Raw genomic sequence first — 24,094 nt, forward strand, 5'->3', positions numbered from 1 at the left:
TTTGCTGACAACTTGTCAGCATGAAACACCTCGCCATCATCCTCATAGGATTCGCCGCCGTCCCCGCCATCGCCGCGCCCGACACTGACTATCCCCATCGCCCATGGGGAACCGTCCTGACGCTGGATATGAGCGTCAGCGACGCAACAGCCTGCATCGCCCGCACGATGGGCCGCCACGCTGAGGCCGCTGTCATCCCCATGGAGGCCGGCAATGACATTGACGTTGCGCCAAATTCGCTATGGGGGCCGAAGCTGGAGCCGTGGATGACCTTCAAGGTCCGCGAGGAAGGCGGCGCCGTCACCATGCGGGCATTTTATCGCCACCCGGTCAAAAAATCGTCTGTCAGCAAGGATGTTGCGCGCCTCGAAAAGCGTTGCCTCCAGGTGAAGGCGCGATCGGATGATGCCACATCATGATTGAATAGTTCAACGTTGCGCATGATTGTTGCGCTTTCTCGCCTGCCGTTGTAATGTTTCGCCACCTTGGAACAGCCCAGCCATGACCCTGGGCATAAGGAGCGACGGGACATGGCATTGCAGGCAGTCAATGGATCGAAAATCTACATCGGCACGCGCGTCGCGCCGAAGGACACGGTAACGCTGGCGGATTTTACCGCTCAGGAAGCCGAATGGACCGAAATCGGCGGGTGGACGCAGAGCGGTTCGCTCGGTGACACGCAGGAAATCATCAGCCAGGCGTTCATCAGCGCGGGCCGGGTCCGTCAGATCAAGGGCACCAAGGTTGGTGCGACGATGGAAAACACCTTCGCGCCGCTGCCCAATGATCCCGGCCAGATCAAGTTCAAGGCGGCGATCGACAGCTGTTCGCCCTATGCCTTCAAGGTCGAATGGGGCGCAGGCTGCGCTTCGGAGGGTCCGGTGACGATCAGCGTTGCCAACCCGGCTGTCATCACTTGGATTGGTGGCCATGGGCTTGAGGCAGGATCCCCGATCATGTTTTCACCAACTGGCGGCAACCTGCCGACCGGGCTGTCGCCCTCGACGGTCTATTACGTGCTGGCATCCGGTCTGACGGCCACCACGTTCAGCGTTTCCAACGCCCCCAGCGGGGATGCCGTGGAAACGACTGGCCCGGCGACCGCAGAGGCCATCACTGCGAGCGCGCAGCCCGCTGGCTCGACTGACCTGTTCTTCGGTCTTGCGATGCCGGGTGCGAAACAGGGCGGCGCTGCCAACACGCCGCTGCTGCGCACATGGACGATCGCGCCCGACAGCAACATTCTCGAAGTCTGAACAAGCTAGGGGCGGCGGCTGTCGGGTCGGCCGTCGTCCTTAGACCCGAACAGGCCCGGCGAGACGAAGCATGGACATCGACCTGATCGAAAAGAAGGCGGACCTGACCGAAGGCCATTGGGTTGGCGACATTCCCGACATGGAGGGGATCGAGTTCAAGGTGCGCTCCACCAATTACAAGCCGTTCCGGGTCGCCACCGCCGGCCTCGCGCGCCGCAGCGGCAAGAAGCTCAACACGGATGAAGGCCTGTCGAACTTCACGGTCGCGACCGGAAAGCCTCTTGCTGAGCATATTCTGATCGACTGGAAAGGCGTGACTAAGGGCGGCGAGCCGCTGAAATGCACGAAGGATGCGGCGCTCGCGATCCTGACGGCTGACGATGACCACGGCATCGGCGCGAAGTTTCGGCGTGGCGTCGAGTGGGCCGGCGACCAGGTTGCGGACAAGATCGCAGCGCAGACGAAGGACGCGGCGGGAAACTGACGGCGGCGCTCGAATGGGCGCTGGACAATTACGATGCGTGGCGGGCGGCCAAAGATGCGGGGCAAGTGTCTGACGCCCTTGAGCCGCCCGACATCATCGACGGGTTCGGGGGCTGGTATGAGGATTTCTGGCAGCTTTCGACGGAACGGCAGATCGGCTTTGGCGAAGGCCCCATACCGGCAAGCGCCATAGACCGGCACACGGAGGGCTGGGGATACGAAGATGCAGATATGTTTCAGGTCTGCATCCGGGAAATGGACAGGGCATATCTGATGAAGCGGAATAATCCAGACCAGTCCCCGCAAGGCGATCCATCTGTGAGCGCACGCGACGCATTCCGCAATGCCACCTCTGGTCGCAGGGGTCGGTAAGTCATGGATGTTGCCGCCCTCTCAATGAACATCGACAGCAGCAAGGTTGTCCAGGCTGCGAACGACCTTGACCGATTTGCTGCATCTTCGGATCGCGCCGCCGCATCGGCCGCGAAGGTCAATTTCGGCAATCAGGCGGGGTCAATCGCCCGGCTAGTCGCGTCGGTGCAGTCGATCGACAACAAGATGTCGGCGCTGATAAGCACCTTGACGAAGGCGCAGCAGGCTGAACGCGCACTTGCAACCGCGAATGACAATGCCGCCACCAGCATGGCGAAGGCCGGCGCGGCTGTGGCGGCGGCCGATAGTCACGTCATTGCCTATACGCAGCATCTGGCCGGCCTAGCGGCGGCACAAAGGCAGGCGGATGCGCATGTCGTTGCCTACCGCAATAGTTTGGCATCTATTCCCAAGGTCACTGAGCCGGCAGTAGGGGCTGTAGATAGGCTGGCAACCAGAACCGCCGCCAGTGCCGGAGCAATGAAGGCGAACACCGGCAACATCGCCGCGCAGTTTCAGGATATCGGCGTGACAGCGGCTATGGGGATGAGTCCTCTCATCATTGCGTTGCAGCAGGGAACCCAACTTTCCGCAGTGTTCGCGCAAACCGGAGGTAGCACACTCGCTACACTCAAGGCTGCTTTTCTGTCCCTGATAAGCCCGGTTTCGCTGGTGACGATCGCGCTTGTCGCAGGCGCGGCCGCCTTGATCCAGCTCGCGTCATCTGGGAGCGAAAGCGCCGATGCCGCCTACCGTGCAGAAAACGGCCTCAAAACCTACACGACGCAAATGGGATACACCAAGAAGGAGGTGGAAAAGCTCAATTCCGTGACCGTCACCTTCGGCGACACGACCAAGGCGGTGTTTCAGGTCGCATTGCGCGAGGCAGCGGCATCCATGGGCGTCAGTGTCGAGGACATGGCGAAGACGTGGGAGGGATTCCTTGATCGGCTGCTGACGGGCACGCGCGCGACCATGGCAGGCATTTATGCGGCGCTTGCAGGCACCCGGTCCTACCTGGCCGAGATCGAAAAGGGTGGCGTGATCGGGCTTGGCAAGATGATGATCGGGCAGGGCGATCCTGACTTGCTCGCGAAAACCTATGGCAAAGCATATCAGGATGCGCAGAAGTTCATGGATGACGTGTCGGCACAGGCCGCTGCGAACGCCCGTAAGCGCCAGGGTGATATGGCCAAGGCGATGTATGACGCGCCGAAGGCCAAGGGTGGAAAGACCGACGCGGAGAAGCTGGCCGATATTCTTCGAAGCGCGCAGGCTGAGGTGACTGCCGAAAAGGCGCGTGCGGAGGCTGTCGGAATGTCGGCCCGTGCAGCGGCAGAACTGGAACAGCGAACCAAACTGCTGAACCAGATCGAGAAGGCGAAAATTCCGGTTACAGCCGCCGTCAGGGCGGAGGTCGACAAGCTGGCTTCGGCTTACGCCAGCGCAAAGGTGGCTGGCGAGACGGCGCAGGCGATCCAGCAGGTCACCGACAGTCTGGAACAGCAGCGGTCGGCCATCAATGATGAAACGGCGCTGATCGGCACCTATGGCGATGAGCTGATCCGCACCAAGGCCGCGCTGGAGGCTGTCACGGCAGCGCGAAATGCTTTGCCGCGCGGGGAAACCCTGTCGCCGGAAGCTGCAACCAGGATTGCGGCTGATGCCGGACTTAATGCCAACGACCAGATCAATCAGAATCGTGTCCGACGCATGGAAACGATCCGCAAAGATGCGGAAGATGCTGCATATGCGATGGACCTTGAGCGCAAAGGCTTGATGCTCACTGGCGCGGCTGCCGAATCCTATGCCTATGTCATTGAGCGCCTCAACGAGGCGAAGCGACAAGGCATCGACCTGTCACCGGATGAAATCGCTGCCATCAAGGCGGCGGGTGAGGCTTATGGCCAGACGCGCTACGCCATCGATCAGCAGGCAAAGGCCATTGCCGATGCACGCGAGGTCACGAAAGGCTTCCTCTCAGACTGGATAACCGGCGTTCGCGAAGGCGGCAACGTCTTCAAGACCTTTGCCGGCAGCGTGGTCAACAGCCTGAACCGGATAATCGACAAGCTGATGGACCGCGCCATCGACAAGTTTCTGGACATGGCGTTCACGGGCGGCGGAGGCGGCGGTTTCTTCGGGAGCCTGATGAGCAGCATTGGCCTTGGCGGATCGACCACGAAGAACGCCCTTGGCGGCGTCTATGGAACGCCACAGCGCTTCGCCAAAGGCAGCGCGTTCACGAACAGCGTCGTCAACACGCCAACCCTGTTCCGCTTCGCCAACGGCGCTGCGCTGGGAGAGATGGGCGAGGCCGGCCCCGAAGCAATCATGCCGCTCAAGCGCGGGGCCAATGGTGCGCTTGGCGTCCAGATGCACGGTGGTGGCGGAAGGAAGATCGAGGTCAAGGTCAGCAACTACAACAGCTTTGCCGGCGCGATCGGCGTCGAAAGCATCGCGGCGATGAACCAGCAGGCGGCCGAAGCGACCTATGAGCAGGTCGAACGCAACCTGACGATGATGATCCAGAAAATCCAGACGGACGGGGCGGTGGTGTCGTGAAGGTCTATCAGTTCCCGACATTCCGCATCGAGACGCAGCTATTCCATGCCCCTGGCGCTGGATATGATGGCGGCCTGACCAGCGGCATGGCGCAGTTCATCACACCCGAACCCGGCGGCTTCGGCGTCCTGGAATTGCAGCCGACTATCATTGATACGGAATGGGATAGTCCCCTCGCCTCCTGGATCATGTCGAAGATCGGCGGTCAGGTTTTCCGGGTCCGCTTGGCGCCCTCTCCGCAGGTCGCCTACAGCAAAAAACGCGGCATGACCGCGGTTCCGTGGAGCAATGGGCAGACATGGGCCAATCAGGAAAATTGGGACGGCGATTTCACCGCGACCTATGATGCTGAGGCTTTGAAAGGGTCGGTCACGGTCAAGATCGACCTGACCGGCGTCGGCCCGATCCTGTCGCCCGGTCACGTCATCGGCCACGACTTCGACACCTATCTGGTCGATGAAATAAGCTATGACGGCGACATAGCGACTGCGATCGTCACGCCTCCGCTGGCCCGAAATATCGCGGCAGGCGACAACTGCTATCTGCGCCCTTGGTTCACGGGTCGCATCAGCAATGGCGGTGATATTCGCAGCCCCTACAACAACTTGGGGCACGTCAAGCCGGGCAATATCATCCTACAGCAGGCGCGGCTTCCGTGAGCGCCTTCTATGACCAGATTGACGAAATCATGGGCGCGGCCGACGATGTGACGGACATCGTGGCGACGGTTCGCAAATGCTGGTTCTATGACTTCAAGGACGACCCGATCCGGCTTTGGGATGGTCAAGGCGACTTCACCGACAGCGCCGGCAATGAATGGCTTGGCACGGTCGATGCGAACGGACGCAACCTGCACAAATCGCCTGCGCTACAGGATGGACGGGACGGCTCAAGCGCGACCTATAATTTCTCGCTAACGATTCCCTCGATCCCTGGGCAGGAAACGCTTGCGCTCTATGAAGCACTCAAGGCCGATCAATCCAAGGTCTTTGGCCGGAAGCTGACATGCTATCTGGTCATATTCCTTGAGGGGGAAGGACTGCGACCGGATACGCCACTCTCCTTTTACAAGGAGATGGTCATGTTTTCGCCCAAGTTCTCGGAAAGCATCGAACGGGCGACATCGGGAACAATCGTCAAGACCTATACCGCTTCGATCACCGCAAAGGACAACAACCACGGGCGCAGCGAGACGCCCGACCGGACATATGCGGACACGATGCAGAAGCGCCGCGCGGCCCAGCTCGGCGTATCGGTCGATCGCGGCTCCGAATATCTCGCCCTGCTTGCCAACCGGACCTATCAGGTGCCGTGATGGATGTGGTGGACCAAACACTGCGTGAATGGCGGACGGGGCATTTCGCCTATGGTCAGTCCGACTGCATGCTGTCGATCGGGCGCTATTTGGCTCGCACCGGGCATGACGACGTGACCGGCCAATTCATCGGCAAATATGACACGGCGGAAGGTGCGCAGGCGCAGATGGATGCCCATGGCGGCGTTCCGGGGTTGATGGCTCTTGCTGGCGCGGTTGCAAAGGCCGGGTGCCCGGCGCGCGGCGACGTGCTGGAGGTCGTCTGTCGTGAGGGCGACCAGGACTATCGCATCGGCGGACTTTGCACGGGGGGCATGGTTGCCGTTCGCCTTGAGCGCGGCGTGGTCGAAGTACGCCTGCGACTGTTGGAAATTGGCGGGGTGTGGCATGGCAGTCGTTAAGAAGATCGTCGGCCTGATCGCAATCGCCGCGCTATCCTATTACGCGCCAGGATGGGGACAGGCCCTTGCCGCGAAGATTGGCCTCACTGGTGCCGCTGCCGGGTTTCTCGGTGCTGCGATCGGCGCCAGCATCGTGGTGGCTGGCACGTTTGCGATCAACGCTGTTCTGATGGGTTCCCGCAATGCCCCCGACATGGAGGCAGGCAAGGTCAACGTCCGCATCCCCGACCCGCCACGCTGGCTTAATTGCGGGCGTGCGCGTCAAGGCGGCGGCGCGCTGTTCGGTGAGTTCGATGGTCAGGGGCGCTGGTGGATGCTGATCGTCCACAGCGACGAAATTCTGCAAACCGGCCTGCCCTATCAATATTACCTCGATGACGTGCCAGTCACGCTAGACGGGTCGGGCTACGTGCGGGAAGCGGAATTTCGGCTCAAGAACAACAAGGACAAAGACCCCGCCGAAGTCGATGGCGAGGGTGTGGGCTATATCCGCATCTGGACGACGACCTATAGCGAGACAGATCCAACACCGCCGCGCATTGCCGCGCTGGACAGCGCTTTCCCGTCGAAATGGACCGCGGATCACCGACTTGTAGGCACCACATTTTCGGTCGTCTGCATGGACGCTCTGGCGATCGAGCATCGCTATAAAATCTATCGCTGGCGCGGCCCGTTCGGCCTTGGCGAGCCGGGGCTGAGCATCGTCGGTGATTGGGCGAACGCCTATGACCCGCGCGACCCGGAGCAGACGCTTGGCAACCGCACGACTTACAAGCCGACCCGCAACGCCGCACTGGTGTGGGCATGGTTCCGCACGCATCCTTTCGGGCGCAACAAGGCGGAAAGCAGCATCAATTGGGACCGCATCGCAGAACAGGCAGACATCTGCGACGAGGACGTTGAGGGAATCGAGGGCACGCAGAAGCGCTATGAGGCGGGCGTCGCCATTGTGGACAGCAAGCGACGCGTCGATGCCGAAACCGAAATCCTCATGGCGATGGATGGCCAGATCGTTTTCGATGAGGATGGCAAATCATGGGTTCGCGCCGGGCACTGGTATGCGCCTACCCTGTCCTTTTCGCGCAACCGCGACATCATGACCCTATCGTCCATGGAGGCGCAGGACGGCGAGAGCGAAACGCAGGGCGTCATCGTCAAATATATCGACCCAGCGGCGAACTTCACGGTTCAACCGTCCGCCGCGTGGATCAACCCGCTCTATTACGATCCGCTGACGACGCCGAAATTCCTGACTGTGGAAATTCAAGGGTGTCAGAATCACAACCAGGCGATGCGTCTGGCCAAAGGCATAGGCATGCGGTCACAGCCCCGGCACAAGATCGTCCCCATGGTCAATCTGCGCGGCCTGCGCGCCCGTCATGAGCGGATCGTCACGATCAATTACGACAACACGTTCGCTGGCGATTATGAGATTGCAACGCCGGTTGAGTTGGATGGCTCTGGCATTTTCACCAGCCTTGGCGCGGTGCCGATCAGCGCGTCCCGTTGGACATTGCTGGCAGGCGAAGAACAGCCAAAGCCTGTTGTTGATGGCAGTGAGGGCGTGGTCAGCTATCCGGCTATCACGGGCGAAAATGTCTATCTTTCTGAAGGCCTGATCAAGATCGACTTCCCCGCAATCCCGCGCGAAGATGCGACCTATGTTGGCGAATATATCCTGACCAGCGACATCACGGGCGACGAGAATGACCCGTGGATGCCGATGGCGGTCAACATCAACACGGCGGTCAGTGGGCTGTTGCAGGAAGGCGTCAGCTACACTGTCCGCTATCGCTATGTCACCGCATCAGGGCGCGGGCCGGCGTGGGAGTATGCGGTTATATCGACGGTAGCCGTGCTGCCACCTTCGACCGGACTGACGGTTGATGGCGACGCCGGGCAGGCCGTCGTGACATGGCAAAACCCGCAGGATCTACGCTTTAAGTCATCGGATACATGGCGCAACTCGTCGCCAGACTTCGGCACGGCAACAAAAATTGTTGATGGCCTCGCAGGCGGAGTTGGCCAGGTCCAATCCATCACGGACACTGTCGCAGCCGGCACGTGGTATTATTGGAACGTGGCAACCGATGGCGCGTCTTTGGAAGCAAGTCCTCAAGGGCCTATATCGGGGGTCGTGACATGAACGTGAAGGGAAACGTGACCGGGGGAGCATGGAGGCGTGCAGGCGGAAGGCTTGAGCCTATCATGGCGGAAAAGGGCGATGTGGGTCCGCCCGGTCCTGCATCAGCCGTGCCGGGGCCACAGGGGCAACCCGGCGCGATCCTCGCTGGAAATCTCACGATCACGCAGACTGCGGCCGTTGCAATCTCTGCCGGCATCCGCTCGCTATCATATACTCTTACGGGCGTGAAATCCGGTGACGCGCTTTCGATCGTCCCCACCGGGCCTTTGCCCGCCGGCTATGCCATCCACAACATTGTCGCCACGGGAAATAACGCTGTGCAGGTCACCCTGACCGCCCCTTTGCTCGCAATCGGCGCCAGCTACTCGATCCCCTGCCGGGTCTACAAGATCAATATCTAGCAATTTTCGGAGTGCGATCCTTTCCGAAAGTTTCAATGCTGTTGTCTATGATTGCGCAAGAGGGTATGTGAAGGACACATACTTTCAAAAGGTGCAGCGTGGGCGTAATCGAACTTCTCAGGGACGCACTTTTCGGAAACCCGCCGCAGCCGAATATGGAGCCGTCTCGCGAGGGCGTTCTCGCGGCTTTTACCGAATTGGCTGGCGATGTTTCCGGGCTGGAGCAGTTCATCACCGACGCAGGCATTGCGCCCGGTATCTATGAGACGACCACTGCCGGCCTTGCCGACACGACCGATGGCCAGCTTTTCCTTGTCAAAGGCGATGGCGAAAACGACTTCGCCACGCTCTACCAGAATGACGGCGGATCTGCGGTCAACACAGGCCTTGCCATCCCATCAACCGAACGCATCGAAGCGCTCTATGCCGATGTATCAAACCAGCTTGCAGCCCAATCCCTCATAGTCGGCAACATCACCACCACCAGCGGCGAAAAGCTGAACGAGACCTCCGCTCTGTCAGCGGTAAACGGCGGCGCGTCCCTGATCAGCGTCGGCGGTCGCGCGGTTGGCTGGACGATTCCCGCCGGCCAGACCGGTGCCGGCACGAACGTCATCGCCCGCATCCCGTTCAGCTTTGACGAAGCGGACAGCCTGGCTGGCTCGACTATTGAAATCGAAGAGGTGGCGACCGTCACCGCTGGCTATCTCGCAGCGACCCCGTTCGGTGGCAATGCTGTTCGCGTCGATCGGCAGGACGGAACGACCGACAACAACACCGGCACCGCGCTGTCCGCAACGCAAGATGGCACCCGCCTTGTGCGCCGCTTTCGCTACACCATGCAGGGCGATGAGCGGTTCGTCGGCGGGACCATGCAGGTTGGCACGAACAGCCCGACCGGCGCGACACGCTCGCTGCAAATCACGTCCGTCACATGGAAGGTGGTTGTAACCCCTGCCACCGCTGGCGCAACCGGTGCCGATGCGGCCCTTGAGGCGCGGGTATCGGCGCTGCGCCCCGCCGCGAACATGCTGGACAAGGTGGAGCCGATCTTCCAGATTTTCAACGGCGCGCAGGCACTGTTGGATGAAAGCGGTCGGACGGTCGGCGTTGTCATCCCTGACGACAGCAGCGGTCAGAACACCATCCTGCAATGGCGACTGCCGATGCAGGGACAGTTGCGCCAGATGCTGCCGGGTCGCCAGCAGCGCCTTACGCTGGGCTTCAACACTCCCGCGAACTGGTCGCGCGCGCACACGCTCAACATGCAGGTCCGCAATATCGACCTGACGACGACGAATATCGTCACCTCCGGCGTGATCGACAAGCAGATTAGCCCGACGCGCCGGGTCATGTCCTTCACCTGCCTGATCCCGACCGGGGCGGTGCTGGACGACCTGCGCCCGTTCATCGTCCTGACCGATGCGACTGCGGCGACGGCGGACGAGCCGATTGAGCTGACCGACTTCACGATCGACTTCGCGCAGAACAATTCGGACGTGATGCAGGAGGCCGCCAGCACGACCCTGCTCGGCGACGAATTCACCCGCTCGGCATCGGTTGACCAAGCTGTCGGCACCATCGACGGTACGGGCAAGCGCATTCGCTCACTGCTGCGGTCCACCGCCTTTGCCAGCATCGCAGCGGCGTTGCAGGCGGCGACGGACCTTGCTGCCCCCGGTGCGGCGGCGGCGGTCACTGTTCCCGCCGGCATCCATGTCGCTACTTCCCTCGGTGTCATCGGATCGAGCACGGACGGCGACAATGTTATCCTGCGCGGCGAAGGGATGGGCCGCTCCATCATCGACGGCCGCCTGCCCGCAAACACGCCTGTGGCAACGATCCAGGCCACCAGCCCGGTCGATTTCAACGCCAGTCAGGAAGTCAGCGATCTTACCATATGGGGCAAGAATTGCCGCTATGGCTGGCATATCGACGCGGTCAAGTTCAAGCCGAATAGCCGTCTGATCGCCCGCAATGTCGAAGTCATCCACTATGGCAATGACGAGGCCAATGCCTACTGGGGTTCGACCACATGGGCATCGCCGCATGGTATCGCCATCGGCACCTGCTCCGGGTCGATCTATCGCTTTGAGAACGTCAAGGCGACAGGGCCGCGTGCGGGTCTTAGCGCGCACGACCAGATTGATTTCACCTCCCCATCGCGGGTCGAAATCTTCAACAGCGACCTGACGGCGACATGGGCGACCTATTGGGCGCTCCGACTGGAAAGCATCGGCGCGCCGATGATGAACCAGTGCGTCATGCAGGGCACGAAACTGTCCGGCGAAATCAGCATGGCGGTCACACCTTGGTTGCCGACCGCGCTTGACCAGCAGCCGGCGGATCATCGCACATGGGATTTGACCGGCAGCGGCAACAGCCCGGCTGTGTTCCGGATCGAGGATTTCGGCCGTGCGCTGCGGATCACGTCCGCGACCACGGGGACGGCGTCAAAGGTCGTCATTTCCGGCACCGCAGCGCCGATCCTGTTCGGGAAAACGGGCACCGAAGGCATCACCCGCATTGACGGCGACGTTGGCATGGCTGGCTATGCCTATGGCTGGGCGGACATTGCCGACGCTGGTAGCAAGGCGGCCATCACGAAGCTGGGCGCGCGCCTCGGTAACCGCACGGGTTCGCCGCTCACCCTGACGGTGCAGGTCGATGCGCTTGCCCCGGTCAACATCACGCTAGACCAGAATTACACGGCGATGACAAACGCCGCGATCCTGGCGGTCATCAACACCGCGCTGGGCAGCACGGCGACGGCTTCGGAATATGCGGTCGGGCAGCGTTATCGCCCATTCTTCGCAGACGAAGAAAAGTCGCTCCAAAACACGTCTGGCACCACCATTCTGATGGGCATGGCGCTCGCTATCGATAGCAATGGCATCCGCACGGTTCGCCCGATGCTGTCCACGGACCTGCCTACCGCCTTCGCTGGCGTGGCATGGGAGGATATTCGCCCCGGTGCCTATGGCCGCGTCAAGACGGGCGGCTGGCTCCCCACGACCGATTTGCTGCGCTCCGATGGCGGCAGCCCGAACCCCGACACCACATTTACGATCGACCCAGCCAAGCCCGGCTATGTCCTGTCCAACAACGCCAGCGGGTCGGGTATCCTGCCGGTTATTCGCGGATCGCTCGGCGCCGGCCTTTGGACGGTCGCTGTGCGCACGCAGATTGATGGACAGGTCATTGTCGATCAGGCTGCGGAACTGGTGCAGGAAGCCTATGACACGATCGGCGCGCTGGGCGATTCCGATAACATCGAGGCGATCGGGCGGATACCGAGCGAGGGTGCGAATGCCATCGGTGTCCTTGGCGATGAAATCCCAATCGATGATCCGCTAACGACCGCCATCAATGGCGTCCAGAATGTGCTACCCGTCTATTTCCGATCTTCCTGGACCGGCACCAAGGAAGAGCTGCTGACCCGGGTGCAGCAGGAGATTGATGGAACGGTTCCGCCCGGCGCGCCGCCGCTGATCGATGACAGCGCCCGCCTCGCGACGGCCATGCGCAATGCCTTTGCCTTGGGCGTGCCCCTGCAATGGAACCGCCCGACCTTCACCAGTCAGAAGATGGAGGTCATTTGCGGCAATCCTTACAACGGCCGCAAGTTCAAGCTGGTTGTCGAGGGAACGGGCTGCATCGTCGCCGGCCCGACGCTTGACGGCGCTGTCCTGACGCTTCGCAACAGCACGACCACGGGTGGCACACCTGCGGCAACGGTGGACCTGCATGTCGAGAATATCGACATCGACACGTCAAAGGTGCCCGGTGATGCTTTCTCCGCGCGCGATTGCCTTTATATCACCGGCTTCCGTCGCAAGGTCGTTACCCTGTCCAGGTTCAAGTCTGGCGACAGCTATCTGGACGACAAGGGTGATAGCGCGATTTTCATCCTGGGCGATGACGTTACGATCAGCTATTGCTATCTTCAGGGCTTCCGCGATGTCGGCGTGTATATGTCGGGCAATAGCGCTGGCACTGCTCAAATCGCCAACTTCACGCTGATTGGCAACAAGTATATCAAATGCCGCAACGCGTGGAAGGGAAGCCGGAACAGCCGCAATACCATTTCCGTTGGCGAGCATTTCATCGGCTGCGTCAACGGCCCCGCCATGCCCGCGCCATCGAGCGATTGGGACGGCATGGTCGGGCGGAACGTCACGGTTGTTGGGGCGATCTTTGAGAATCCCGTCAGCCGCTGCATTGACGCGCGCAATTCGTTCAACTGGAACGTCGCCGGTATGGTTGTGGTCGGCACGCTTGGCGTCGAAAGCAACGGCAATATCGATGCTGGCGCGACAGTCGTATCCCTCACCGGAAGCAACAACTGCCGGGTTGAAGGTGTCGTATCCGTCACCGGGAGCCATGCGAACAATTCGCTTGTCCGCTTGGCAGCACTCAATTCGATCATCAGCAACCGCAACAAGATCGATATTGTCGCGACCGATTCGACCATCGGCTATGGTCTCTATGAGGTTTCTGGCGATTATAACGATGTGACGCTCAAGCTGGGTCCGAATGTCACGATCCCCTATTCGATCAGCGGCGACAACACGCGCGTTGATTGCACGCAGGAGGGTGAGCGGGTTATCCGGGTAGGTAATTTTGACCGGACGCCTGGCCGCTCGCCCTATGTCACCACGCGAACGGCAACAACGACACTTGCCCTGACGGCGGTTGACCAGACCATCCCATGCCAGCCCGCCGCTTCGACCATCAAGATGATCCTGCCGAGTGGGGCCAAGAACGGCAGTCGCATCCATTTCCAGAAGATCGCCGGGTCTGGTGTCGGGCTGGTGCAAATCCGCAATCCCGACGATAGCGCGACGATCTACAATATCGCTGATATTGGCGGCTGCGCTACGGTGAAATTCGACAATTCCGCATGGCAGCTTGAGAACCGGACTGTCACGGATCGCGGATTGACGCTGTTGCAGACGAGCGCGGCCGGTGTTGCGACGCCTCCGGGTGGAAGCAAGACCATCTTCATCGATAGCGCCGATGGCCTGCTCAAGATGAAGGACAACACGGGGGCATCCGCAGGGTTACAGTCTCAAAACGCGAACCTGACTGCGATTTCCGGTCTGACCACGGCGGCTGCCAAGCTGACTTACTGGACGGGTTCCGGCACCGCCGCACTTGCCGACTTCTCCGCATTTGGGCGCAGCCTTGTGGACGACGCTAACGCATCGGCGGCGCGCACGACCTTGGGCCTTGGAACGGCGGCGACACTTAACACCGGGACCAGTGGGGCGACTATCCCACGCAATGACGCTGCCAATACGTTTAGCGAAAATCAAACAATTAGCACGGCTGGCGCGACTCAACACGCGCTCAATGCGCCAAATGGTCAGGAAGCGGTAACGCTGTATCAAACAGGGCAATCTCTTCGCTGGAGGGTCGGCAAGCTGGGCGGGCCTGAGTCGGGCGGAAACACAAATTCGAATTTCGCCATTTTACGCTATGATGACGCTGGATCACCACTCGGAACATCAATTGGCATTATTCGAGCAACCGGGGATATAAACCTTGGTGGAATACCACGCCCGCTATCGGATAATAGCTATTCGCTTGGAACGGCTGTAAGCCGCTGGAGCGTGGTCTATGCTGGCACGGGCACGATCAACACTTCCGACGAACGGGATAAAAACTGGCTTCGCAGCGGCCTGACAGATGCGGAACTGCGTGCCGGTCGCCGCATCATGTCTGAACTCGGCACTTATCAATGGTTGGATGCGATTGCCGAAAAGGGCGAGGACGCCGCGCGCTGGCATTTCGGTGTGCGAGCGCAGCAAGTGTTTGCCATCCTTGAAGACGAAGGGTTGGATTGGCGGCGCTATGCCTGGTGCTGTTACGACGAATGGGAAGCCGTGGATGCCGTGATGGAGCCTGTCATGGCGAAGCGCAAGGTTGAGCGCGAGCGCGAAATCTTTGTCCCGACTGGAGATGTCGATGAGGAAACGGACGCGCCGTTGATGATCGCCACCACCGAAAAATATGAGGACGAGGAAGAATATGACACGGGCGAGGTCCAGGAGGTCATGCCCGCGCGCGAGGCTGGTGATCGCTACGGCCTGCGCGTCGATCAGCTTGCGCTATTCCTGATCGCCGTCAACGATGCGCGGCTTGCGGCATTGGAGGCCATATGACCCTCTCCGCCCTCCAAACCTGCTACCTCACCGGGCAGATGAGCGAAGCGCAGGCGCACGCCCATGCGCGGGAAAACGACCTGTTCGCGGCTTGGCTGCGGAAGCACGACAGGACAAGGCGATGCCGTTGAGCGACCCCGCCACCGCCGCCCAGGTCAAGGTGCTTGCCCAGCAGGCGGCAGATATCGCGCTTGCGTCGCGGTCTGAGGAAATCGCCAATCTGACCCGCGCAGTCCAGCAAATGACCGGAGCGGCGAACAGCGAAGGAGCATCCGGCATCAGCCCCTTGATGAAAGCAATCGGGGGGATCGGTAGCGCGCTTGTCGTTTCCGCCCTTCTTTGGGTCGCCAGCTCGGTGACGGCCATGCAGGAAACTCTTGCCCGGATCGATGAGCGACAGAAAGCGGCGACTGAGGCGCAGGACAGCCGATTTGCCGATTACGACCGCCGCATTTCGCGGCTGGAGAGATACCATAGCTTGGAGGGCAGCGGGACATGATCGACTGGCAACCCATGCAGCGCACGCTCGGCGTCAACCCTGACAACGATCCGGGCCGCCTGACGTTCACCGCCCTATTCCGCCGCCTTGGGGCATCGCAGGACCGCGCAGAGGAACTCGGCCTGGCCGCCGCCGTCCATCTGCGCGCCTACGGGATCATGGATAGCAAGCTGCGACTGGCGCACTTCATGGCGCAGCTTGGGCACGAAAGCGGCTCCTTCAAATATATGGAGGAGATCGCCAGCGGCGCGGCCTATGAGGGGCGCAAGGATTTGGGCAACACGCAACCCGGCGATGGCAAGCTTTTCAAAGGGCGCGGGCCGATTCAGCTGACGGGGCGGGCCAACTATCGCACCTATGGGCGCGCGCTCGGCATTGACTTTGAGCGTCACCCTGAACTGGTCGCCATTCCGTCGATCGGCCTTCTGGTCGCTTGCCGATACTGGAGCGTGAATGGCCTCAATACCTATGCCGATGCGGATGACGTGCTGACGATCACGCGTCGGATCAATGGCGGCACGAACGGGCTGGATGATCGCGAGACGCGGCTAGTAGCAATGAAGGGGCTGATCGGATGAAACCCGACCGCACCACCGGCCTGATCGCCTTCATCGCCACTCTGATCGCCGTGGTGCTGCTATCGAAGATCGGCGGCAGTGGCGCGGACCTGGCAATAATGACCGGGTTGATCGGCGTTTTAGGTATGCTCGCCCCCGGCCTTGTCCCGTCGCGCGGCAATGAAGGCAACCGGAAGGTCGAGATCGACCAACCCGCCGACAAGCCGGTCCCGGTGGAGGATAAGCCATGAATAATGTCGCCTCCTTCCTCGCCGGCTTCCTGACCTTCCCCATAATCATGGTCGCGGTCCTTGGCACATTTGCATGGCGGCATATCAAGGACGTGGCGCGATGGTGATGGCGTGGATCATGCTCAACTGGCGCGTCATTGCCGCTGCGATCGTCGGCGCTCTCCTATGCTGGCCTGTCGCCTCCTGCCAAGGCAAGCGCGAGGCCAACGCCGCATATTCCGCAAAGGTCAAGGCTGCTGCCGAACAGGTGAAGGCCGCCGCGAACAAGGCGGAACTGGCCGCCGCACTGGCTGACATGGCGCGCACGTCCAACAGCAAGGCAGAGGCGCAGGAACTTCGGGAGATCATCAATGAGACGCAATCTGATGCTGGCGTTGGCCCCGCTACCAGCGCTTTGCTTGGCGAGCTGCGGAAAAGACGTAACCGTTGAGCGCGTGCCGGTGCCAGCTCGCTTCCTGACGTGCACCGCCGAACCTGCACCGCCAGCGGAGGATACGGACAAGGCGGTGGCTGGTTTCATTGTGGATCTTATTGAATCGGGGGCCGACTGTCGGTCGAAGGTCGCCGCGATTAAGCAATGGAATGAGGGTAAGTGACGCAGGGAAGTCGCTAATCCCTCTCGCGCCGGGTCAAGCCGCGTCACCCTCCCCTTATACCCCATCTGTGGCGGGAGGGGAATCGGGAAGTGGCATCCAGTGGGTTGGAGGATGGGACAGTTTTATCGGCTGCGGATCACGGTATCGGAACATGCTGCCGTCCGCATCTAGCCATAGGTTGGGGACACGGTATCCCTTGCCAGGCTCCGCATAGCTCGGCACCCAAACATCGAACATGGTCCCATCCCTCGGCACTGTCTCAATCGGCCGCCACTGGCGCTCGCCCTCCAGCCTCGCCACCCTATCGCGCAGGGCGGTGATTTCGGCGGCGGCTTTGGCCAGGCATTGCGATCGAGCATGATGGCCATACTCGCCATCTGAATCTGACCATGCCTCTAATTCCTCCACAATATCACTCTGCATTGCTGTTCTCCAGGTGGGCGCGGACGGCTAGGCCGGTGCTGGATAGCATCACTCCAGACCAGACTGTTGTCGCCAACCCCCGTCTCACAAGACCCTTGCCAGCGGGAATGCTGATAAATCTGGAAAACCAACGGCCCAGATTCCCGTCGATCTCAGCTTTTAGCAACGCCTCGCGCTCCGCCTCCGTCAGCGCCGCCGCGATTTTCTCTATGTCGCTCATGCCCCTTCCCCCGATGCTTTGGCGCGGAGGGCCTGCTTGTCCTCGTCAGAAAGATCGACGAAGCGGCGGAAGCTGACTTCCATATCGCCCCTCTCAATCCATTGCAGTGCCTCATGCGCTCCTGCCGGTGTATTCACATCGCACGGCAGGCCGAAGATCAGATTGCACGGCCCACGGACACCGCGCTCCAAATCGGCTATAGTATAAATATAGGTCCGCTTGGCATTGAAGGGCTTGGTCATGATAACGAAGCGATCGTTGCGAGCCATGATGGTGTAGCGCTGGCGTTCATTGTTCAACTTGACCTTGGCCAGCCCCTCCACCGCGTCGGCTAGTTCGGACAGGGTCATAGAAGCCTCCTTCGCGCGATCATGCGCATGTCTCTTGCTCTGTATGGATTGACCTCGCCGCGAAAGTCGGGGTTGCCGTCCTCATCCAGATCGCACCATGTGATATAGCCATATGGATACCGGCCGCTGACGTAGGATCGTCCACGTTTTGATTCGGGAGCGCTCATGACTTCCTCGACTTCCACAGCCATTCCCAATAGCCGGCATAATCAGTGCCCATGCAGCCGCACTCGCGGCCGTCGCAGCACATGCGCGCCGCTTCATCCTGCCGACCAACATCGCGCCACCATTCGAGTAGGTGAAAGCGATAGAGCCACAGCATCTTGAGCTTGATAGCGCTCATCGTCCTTCCTCTACCGTCTTGGGGGCCCTGCGGACCTTGACCTTAATGCCCATTTCCTTGCCGAGTGCCTGGATGATCGGGATGGCAGGGAAATAGGCCACCACATCAATGCCGCCGTCTGCGCGCCGATGTGCGGTCGCCACGTCGCCTGTCGGCCCACTGTTGCCGAATAGGCGGATCGTCCTCCCGCATGTCTTGCCGGAGCGCGGAAGTGTGAGCATGACGAATGGCTTTTCGGCAAACACCTCACCGCGATTGAAGCGGTCAACAGCATCCATGCACAGGTCGAATAGCTCAACGGGTTTCATGATCCACCTCCATCTCACAGCCGAACCGGCACGTCTCGCAGCGTTCCATTAGGAGGGCCTTTCGGGGGTGGGGAGGGATTGCGAGGCGAGTCGAACGTCCTTCTTGTGCAGAAGATCGAGTTCGTTGATCATTGCGGCATCCACTATGCGGCCAACATAGCGCAACCACTCCTCGTTAGTGACAGGGAATCGCCGCCCCCGCAGTTCCAATGCCTCCACGGCGCTATGTTGGTGCGGCTCACTTAATCCGCAGATCGGACATGTAAATTTCGCCATTTCTGTCATCCCGCCTTCATCCTGAGCATCCCGGTCGGCACGTTCGTCCCGCTCTCGGAAAAGCTCCCGACAGGCAGGTCGCGCCACTCGCCTTTCAACTCGCCATGGTCGTAATGAGCGGTAGCAGGCAGGATCGACACCAGCGTCCCGCCGGGCTTCAGGAACCGCATGGCGTGCTGGACGTGCTTCACATAGTGGCGCCCGTAGAATGGTGGGTTCATCACCACCGTGTCGAACTCCGGGCGCGCGGGATGCTCAAGGAAATTGGCAGTCAGGACTGCATGACCTTTCGCGCGCGCCACCGATGCCCGCGCCGGGTGATATTCGATCCCAAGCGCCTCCTGCTGCCGCTCGCGCAGCACATCGAGAATGCGCCCGTCGCCGCATGACGGTTCCAGCACGCGCAGGACCGGCATGTCATAGCGCCCGCCCCGGTAATGCTCGGGGTTGGGAATGTGGGCGAACTCCATAGCGGCATCGACCACTGCGCGCGGTGTCGGATAGAATTGCAGATCCTTCGACACGGCAGTGCTGGCGCTGGGCTTCACGCCCTCCGGTTCGGCGTCAGGCAAGACCTCGCCATAGAACTCGGCGAGCGCTCGATTGATGTCCAGCAACGTCCCCGGCGTGAAGTAGACATGCGCGTTGCCGTTGCCAAACTTGCGGATGGACATGCCGCGATCGACGGTCGCGAAGGTTTCAACCTTTCCATAGCGGTCGGTGCGATCCACCGGGTTGCCGTCGAGAACAGCATCTTCGCCGCGCCTGTGCATCGTCTCGATTGCGGTGTATTCGGCGTGCGCGAAATGCTCTTTGCCCTGATAGGCGGCCAACGCGTTCACGATGTCGCGGAACCGATCGCGCGCCCAGCCGCTACTATATTCGCCCCAACCATTCAGGATGATGCGCTTGGGCAATCCTTTCACCCCAATCCGCACCTTGCTGTGCGACTTATAGGCCGGATCGAGGTCGGCGAAAGCTTCTGCCAGACCCTTGAGGATATGGAAGCGCGGGCGCATCAAATAGTCGCCGAACGTCGCCTTTGCGGTTTCCATCGTCAGCGGCGGCGGACTGGCAAGCGTCTGGTCGAACAGCTTCTTGTCTTTGGCGCTCGCGATCTTGCTGATTTCGAGCCGGTCATAGACTGCGCGCCAGCCCGAATTGAGCAGGTTCGCTTTGATGGCGCTGGCGTGGAGATATGACCTGCTGCCGATTGGCTCGACGTAACGGCCCATGACCGTGCCGGCCATCTGGAGTTCTTCATACGCGCGCTCGAACGTGGCGATGGCCTGGTCAACACTGGCTGCCTTTGCCTCATACTCTTCAATAAGGTCGGCAACTGTGCGCTGCCCTGCTATAGCGGTGCTAGTCATGCGAGTGCCTTTCGCGTGATAGGGCCAGGTGCGATTCCAGTCGCATTCCGGCCCGTTTGGTTGCACAGGAACGTCCCGCGAACAAAGTTCGGGAATATTCCGGGACTCCCTTTGCAGAATCACGCCTTGTTCTGCCGTGGCTTGCCACGAAAGCGCTTTTCGCTTGCTTCTCAATCCAACGGAAAGCTAAGGGGATAGCCAGTCGGGGAGTGGCGCAGTCCGGTAGCGCGCCTGCTTTGGGAGCAGGATGTCGCAGGTTCGAATCCTGTCTCCCCGACCACTCACAGACACGCTGGTACGTTAGCTGTGCAGCCCAATGTCAGTCCCGATTTTGGCGAACAGTCTTTGGTGCCGCGCCTAGTCAGCTTTGCGGCACAGAATCCACCATTCATAACGGGCCACCGCCGGCCGGCCTCGAAGAGATAGTGGACGCGATTCTGCCCTCCCAGCGGGATCGTGAATGCGCATGCTTCCCAACCGGAACGCCAAGGTCGCTGTTTTCCGAATGTGCGCGGCTTCGGCGTCCTCCAGCCTGCCGAGGGGCGGCATCTGCTAGACTCTCGCGATACAGGCGAAGAACGGGTCCGCCGGAATGACCGGCAGGAGGAAGCCTTGGGCTGCGTTGCAACGGCCATATTTTCATGGCTGCCCAACGATCCAGCCGACCCTGCTATTGCAACATAGTCTCAATAGCTATACTTGACCCCTAGAGATTAAAGGGGACGTCATGAATTTCATTCGTTTTTCGGCACTATCCTCCGTGGCGATGGTGGCGGTAGCGACACCTGTCGGAAGCTACGCACAGACGCCGGACGATAGTAGCGTGGACGGCGACACGATCATGGTCACCGCCACCCAATATGCTGGCACCAAGACGGACACACCGATCATTGAAACGCCGCAGCCCATCACCGTCATCGACGCGGACCGCTATTTGTCGCAGGGCGCGATCAGTATCAGCGATACCGTAAAATATGCCGCCGGTGTGCTCGCCAATCCCTATGGCCGGGACACGCGGGTCGATGGCTTCACCATTCGAGGCCTGGATGCCTTGCAGTTTCGCGACGGCATGCGGGACATCTTCTCTTATTATGCGTCGATCACGTCGGACCCCTATAATTTCTCCCGCGTCGAAATTTTGCGCGGTCCTGCTTCGGTCCTGTTCGGGCAAGGTTCGATCGGCGGGCTGGTGAACCTTGTGACGAAGACGCCGAATTTCACCACAGGCGGCGAAATAAACCTCGTCTACGGCAGCTATGATCGCAAGGAAGCGCTGGGTGACGTCAACTTCGCGATCGCCGACAACCTGGCTGTCCGGTTTGTCGGGCGGGCGCGCGACTCCAACACGTTCATCGATCATGTCCCCGACGACCGCGTCATGTTCGCGCCGTCGATCCGCTGGCAACCCACGCCTGCCACCGACATCATTCTGACCGGCCTGTATCAGGAGGACGATACCGGATCGACGTCGCAATTCCTGCCGATCGTCGGGACATTCCTGCCCAATCGCGTGGCGGGCGCGCAACTGGATCGCGACACATTTGTCGGGAAGGCGGGCTGGGACCGCTATGCCGGTCGTTCCTTGCAGGGCGCGGCCTTCGTCACCCATGACTTCTCGGATCAAGTGAAACTCAGCCTCAAGGCGCGCTATATCGACAGCGACCTGGAATATAACACCCATTATGCCGACAGCTATTCCAATCCCCAGGACCCCTTCTCCGTTTATGGCACTGACGGGCGGACGATCGGGCTGACCGCCGATGCCAGCGATGCGCGGATGAATGTCTTTTCCACCGACAACAATCTGCTGTTTACGTTCAACACTGGCGCCAATCTTGAACATAAACTGCTGGTCGGCATCGACTATAGCTGGAACAAGGTGGCAAAGCGCAATGCCGGCGGGACCGAGATCGTCGACCTGTACGACATCGATTATGCCGCGTTGAAAACCTATGATCCGACTGGCCCCTTTTTAGCCGACAGCCAGAAGCAGCTGGGTATCTACGTTCAGGACCAGATGCGCTTTTTCGATCGCGTTTCGATCGTGCTGGGCGCCCGTCGGGATCGGGTAACAGGGTCATCCGGGCAGAAGGACAATGCAACCACCTTTCGCGCTGGCATCATCGGCGAAATCGGGGCCGGCTTCTCCCCTTTCTTCAGCTATACCGAAAGCTTCCTGCCGGTCGCGGGCCGTATCGACAATGGCGACGGCACCTTTGGCGATCCCTATCGCCCGCAGACCGGTAGCCAATATGAAGCCGGCATCAAATGGCAGCCTGCGCCGGGGACGCTCGTCACGGCGACGGCGTTCAAGATCAAGGAGCGCAACCGTGTGCTCTACCTCGCTGCTGGCGGCACCGCGCAATCCGGGGAACTCAACACCAAAGGGTTCGAAGTCGAGGCCAGCCACACCCTGCCGGGCGATTTCGAGTTGCTGGCCAATTATGGCTATACGAAGCTCAAGTCGGAAACGAACACCAATCTCGATTATATGCCGCGCCACACCGCATCATTCTGGACGACCAAGACCTTTGGCTTGCCGGACGAAGCCCAGCTCCGGCTGGGCGGCGGCGTCGTCCACAGCGGCAAGAGCGTATCGACCAGCGCGATCTGGTCCATTGTCACGCCATCGCGGACGACTGTCGACGCCCTGGCGGAAATCAACTGGAACAGCTGGCGCTTCGCCGTCAACGCGACAAATCTGCTGAACAACCATTATTACGCGTCCTGCCTGGCGCGCGGCGACTGTTTCATCGGCGCGCCGCGCAATGTGATGGGCACGGTCGGATTCCGTTTCTGACGAATGATGAGGAGAGAGACGATGAAAGCATGCCCGCTCGCGCTGTTGGCGCTGATGACCCTGCCGGTGAGCGCGCAGGCGCATGAAATCTGGGTAGAGCGGGATGGCAATGGCCCTGCCCGCATCTATCTCGGCGAACCAGCCGAGGCCCTGCCCGAAGGCGGCGATCCGGAGTTCGAGAAGCTCAAGGCGCCCAAGCTGATCGGCGCAGCCAATGCGGCTCAGGTCCGCAAGGCCGGCTATGTCGAGGTCGCCGCGCCAGCGGGCGATGTCCGCGTTACCGACGACAGCGTGTTCGAACCCTGGGGCGAGGAGGGCAAGAAGCAAGGCGTGATCTATTATGCGCGTGCCGGCCGATCGGACACAAAGGCGGTGCTGCCGCTGGAAATCGTCCCGACGGCTGCGGGCGCGAATAGCTTTACGCTGATGCGTGAGGGTAAACCGGTTCCCGCCGCCAAGCTGCTGGCAATTTCGCCCGACAAATGGTCGAAGAGCTTCACCACGGACGGTCAAGGCCGGGTATCCCTGCCCATTTCCCTCAAGGGTCGCTATATCCTGAGCGCTACCCAGGAAGAGACGGGCGACTTGAAGCTGCGCGGCGCGCCGGTGTCCACGATCTACCATATGACGACCACCAGCTTCGTCCACGACTGATAGCGAAACAGAGGTGCGGCCTTGCGCCCGATTGCCAAGGTCGCGCCGTCCGCGCTATGGCGCGGGCGCGGACTCGCAAGATGTCCGTCAAAGATCGCGCTGGTGCCCGTCATGGGCTTAATAGGGAATATGGTGCGGCCGCGCCTTGGAGCGGCCAACGCCATGGCTGTCCCTGCAACTGTAAGCAGTGAGCGCGTCGCACGGGTTCCGGCCATTGCCGGAACGGCCACTGGACATATGCGTCCGGGAAGGCGTGCGACGGGCGATGACCTGCGAGCCAGGAGACCTGCCGGCGTGGGTCGCTCTTGCCCTTGGTCCAGGGAATGACCGGGGCGCGG

At 60.7% G+C, this 24,094-nt stretch carries 25 protein-coding genes, 1 tRNA gene and 1 riboswitch; of the genes, 20 read left to right on the forward strand and 6 right to left on the reverse strand.

The genetic code is table 11. From position 1 onward, the window contains the following. Window positions 1-20 precede the first annotated feature (20 nt). The 17 genes from B2V90_RS10325 (at window position 21) to lysC (ending at window position 17,009) form a co-directional block, all read left to right on the forward strand. A complete protein-coding gene (locus tag B2V90_RS10325; RefSeq protein ID WP_293921149.1) occupies window positions 21-419 on the forward strand; it encodes a hypothetical protein in 399 nt (132 codons plus the stop codon). 111 nt (window positions 420-530) lie between these two features. After that, on the forward strand, window positions 531-1,256 hold the full coding sequence (locus tag B2V90_RS10330; protein ID WP_293921151.1) for a hypothetical protein: 726 nt from the start codon (window positions 531-533) through the stop codon (window positions 1,254-1,256). 70 nt (window positions 1,257-1,326) lie between these two features. After that, window positions 1,327-1,740 carry a hypothetical protein gene (locus tag B2V90_RS10335; RefSeq protein ID WP_293921153.1) on the forward strand — a complete coding sequence of 138 codons (414 nt, stop codon included), beginning with the start codon at window positions 1,327-1,329 and terminating at the stop codon, window positions 1,738-1,740. Window positions 1,741-1,805: 65 nt separating this feature from the next. Next, window positions 1,806-2,111 carry a phage tail assembly chaperone gene (locus tag B2V90_RS10340; protein WP_293921155.1) on the forward strand — a complete coding sequence of 102 codons (306 nt, stop codon included), beginning with the start codon at window positions 1,806-1,808 and terminating at the stop codon, window positions 2,109-2,111. A gap of 3 nt (window positions 2,112-2,114) precedes the next feature. Continuing rightward, window positions 2,115-4,676: a phage tail length tape measure family protein gene (locus B2V90_RS10345; protein WP_293921157.1), complete on the forward strand. Its 2,562-nt coding sequence runs from the start codon at window positions 2,115-2,117 to the stop codon at window positions 4,674-4,676. Continuing rightward, window positions 4,673-5,335, forward strand: a complete 663-nt coding sequence (locus tag B2V90_RS10350; RefSeq protein ID WP_293921159.1) for a hypothetical protein — start codon at window positions 4,673-4,675, stop codon at window positions 5,333-5,335. Before B2V90_RS10345 ends, B2V90_RS10350 begins: the two co-directional genes overlap by 4 nt. Next, on the forward strand, window positions 5,332-5,991 hold the full coding sequence (locus B2V90_RS10355) for a hypothetical protein (RefSeq protein WP_293921161.1): 660 nt from the start codon (window positions 5,332-5,334) through the stop codon (window positions 5,989-5,991). The genes B2V90_RS10350 and B2V90_RS10355 overlap by 4 nt, the downstream gene beginning before the upstream one ends. Next, the gene (locus B2V90_RS10360) at window positions 5,991-6,392 is read left to right on the forward strand and encodes a DUF6950 family protein (RefSeq protein WP_293921163.1); all 402 of its coding nucleotides are present in this window, start codon (window positions 5,991-5,993) and stop codon (window positions 6,390-6,392) included. Before B2V90_RS10355 ends, B2V90_RS10360 begins: the two co-directional genes overlap by 1 nt. Beyond that, window positions 6,379-8,538: a hypothetical protein gene (locus tag B2V90_RS10365; RefSeq protein WP_293921165.1), complete on the forward strand. Its 2,160-nt coding sequence runs from the start codon at window positions 6,379-6,381 to the stop codon at window positions 8,536-8,538. Before B2V90_RS10360 ends, B2V90_RS10365 begins: the two co-directional genes overlap by 14 nt. Window positions 8,539-8,600: 62 nt before the next feature. Continuing rightward, window positions 8,601-8,939, forward strand: coding sequence for a hypothetical protein (locus tag B2V90_RS10370; protein WP_293921167.1), 339 nt, complete (start codon window positions 8,601-8,603; stop codon window positions 8,937-8,939). A gap of 155 nt (window positions 8,940-9,094) precedes the next feature. Further along, on the forward strand, window positions 9,095-15,106 hold the full coding sequence (locus tag B2V90_RS10375; protein WP_293921169.1) for a tail fiber domain-containing protein: 6,012 nt from the start codon (window positions 9,095-9,097) through the stop codon (window positions 15,104-15,106). Next, the gene (locus B2V90_RS10380) at window positions 15,103-15,237 is read left to right on the forward strand and encodes a hypothetical protein (RefSeq protein WP_293921171.1); all 135 of its coding nucleotides are present in this window, start codon (window positions 15,103-15,105) and stop codon (window positions 15,235-15,237) included. The genes B2V90_RS10375 and B2V90_RS10380 overlap by 4 nt, the downstream gene beginning before the upstream one ends. Then, window positions 15,234-15,605, forward strand: coding sequence for a hypothetical protein (locus B2V90_RS10385; protein ID WP_293921173.1), 372 nt, complete (start codon window positions 15,234-15,236; stop codon window positions 15,603-15,605). The genes B2V90_RS10380 and B2V90_RS10385 overlap by 4 nt, the downstream gene beginning before the upstream one ends. After that, complete coding sequence (locus B2V90_RS10390; RefSeq protein ID WP_293921175.1) at window positions 15,602-16,183, forward strand: glycoside hydrolase family 19 protein; 582 nt, start codon at window positions 15,602-15,604, stop codon at window positions 16,181-16,183. Before B2V90_RS10385 ends, B2V90_RS10390 begins: the two co-directional genes overlap by 4 nt. After that, complete coding sequence (locus B2V90_RS10395; RefSeq protein ID WP_293921177.1) at window positions 16,180-16,413, forward strand: hypothetical protein; 234 nt, start codon at window positions 16,180-16,182, stop codon at window positions 16,411-16,413. The genes B2V90_RS10390 and B2V90_RS10395 overlap by 4 nt, the downstream gene beginning before the upstream one ends. Before the next feature lie 100 nt (window positions 16,414-16,513). Next, a complete protein-coding gene (locus B2V90_RS10400) occupies window positions 16,514-16,843 on the forward strand; it encodes a hypothetical protein (RefSeq protein ID WP_293921179.1) in 330 nt (109 codons plus the stop codon). After that, a complete protein-coding gene (gene lysC / locus B2V90_RS23225) occupies window positions 16,779-17,009 on the forward strand; it encodes an Rz1-like lysis system protein LysC (protein ID WP_422663667.1) in 231 nt (76 codons plus the stop codon). Before B2V90_RS10400 ends, lysC begins: the two co-directional genes overlap by 65 nt. 54 nt (window positions 17,010-17,063) lie before the next feature. Here lysC and B2V90_RS23155 read toward each other — a convergent pair whose 3' ends face one another. The 6 genes from B2V90_RS23155 to B2V90_RS10425 all read right to left on the reverse strand — a co-directional run bounded on the left by B2V90_RS23155 (window position 17,064) and on the right by B2V90_RS10425 (window position 20,302). Next, entirely contained in the window at window positions 17,064-17,432 is a 369-nt protein-coding gene (locus B2V90_RS23155) for a DUF551 domain-containing protein (RefSeq protein WP_414711597.1), read from the reverse strand. Then, entirely contained in the window at window positions 17,422-17,652 is a 231-nt protein-coding gene (locus tag B2V90_RS10405) for a hypothetical protein (protein ID WP_293921181.1), read from the reverse strand. The genes B2V90_RS23155 and B2V90_RS10405 overlap by 11 nt, the downstream gene beginning before the upstream one ends. Beyond that, window positions 17,649-18,002: a hypothetical protein gene (locus B2V90_RS10410; protein WP_293921183.1), complete on the reverse strand. Its 354-nt coding sequence runs from the start codon at window positions 18,000-18,002 to the stop codon at window positions 17,649-17,651. The genes B2V90_RS10405 and B2V90_RS10410 overlap by 4 nt, the downstream gene beginning before the upstream one ends. Window positions 18,003-18,165: 163 nt before the next feature. Further along, a complete protein-coding gene (locus tag B2V90_RS10415) occupies window positions 18,166-18,345 on the reverse strand; it encodes a hypothetical protein (RefSeq protein WP_293921185.1) in 180 nt (59 codons plus the stop codon). Further along, complete coding sequence (locus B2V90_RS10420; RefSeq protein WP_293921187.1) at window positions 18,342-18,653, reverse strand: hypothetical protein; 312 nt, start codon at window positions 18,651-18,653, stop codon at window positions 18,342-18,344. The genes B2V90_RS10415 and B2V90_RS10420 overlap by 4 nt, the downstream gene beginning before the upstream one ends. A 281-nt stretch (window positions 18,654-18,934) precedes the next feature. Further along, window positions 18,935-20,302: a class I SAM-dependent methyltransferase gene (locus tag B2V90_RS10425; protein WP_293921189.1), complete on the reverse strand. Its 1,368-nt coding sequence runs from the start codon at window positions 20,300-20,302 to the stop codon at window positions 18,935-18,937. 203 nt (window positions 20,303-20,505) lie between these two features. Between B2V90_RS10425 and B2V90_RS10430 the strand changes: the two genes are divergently transcribed. The 3 genes from B2V90_RS10430 (at window position 20,506) to B2V90_RS10440 (ending at window position 23,756) form a co-directional block, all read left to right on the forward strand. Next, window positions 20,506-20,582: transfer RNA gene (locus B2V90_RS10430), tRNA-Pro, on the forward strand. Between the two features lie 486 nt (window positions 20,583-21,068). Further along, on the forward strand, window positions 21,069-23,102 hold the full coding sequence (locus B2V90_RS10435) for a TonB-dependent siderophore receptor (RefSeq protein WP_228222518.1): 2,034 nt from the start codon (window positions 21,069-21,071) through the stop codon (window positions 23,100-23,102). Between the two features lie 21 nt (window positions 23,103-23,123). Beyond that, the gene (locus B2V90_RS10440; protein WP_228222486.1) at window positions 23,124-23,756 is read left to right on the forward strand and encodes a DUF4198 domain-containing protein; all 633 of its coding nucleotides are present in this window, start codon (window positions 23,124-23,126) and stop codon (window positions 23,754-23,756) included. A gap of 84 nt (window positions 23,757-23,840) precedes the next feature. After that, a riboswitch (cobalamin riboswitch) is annotated at window positions 23,841-24,064 on the forward strand. Window positions 24,065-24,094: the final 30 nt, after the last annotated feature.

Source organism: Sphingobium sp. UBA5915 (assembly GCF_002431195.1).
Taxonomy (GTDB): Bacteria; Pseudomonadota; Alphaproteobacteria; order Sphingomonadales; family Sphingomonadaceae; genus Sphingobium; species Sphingobium soli.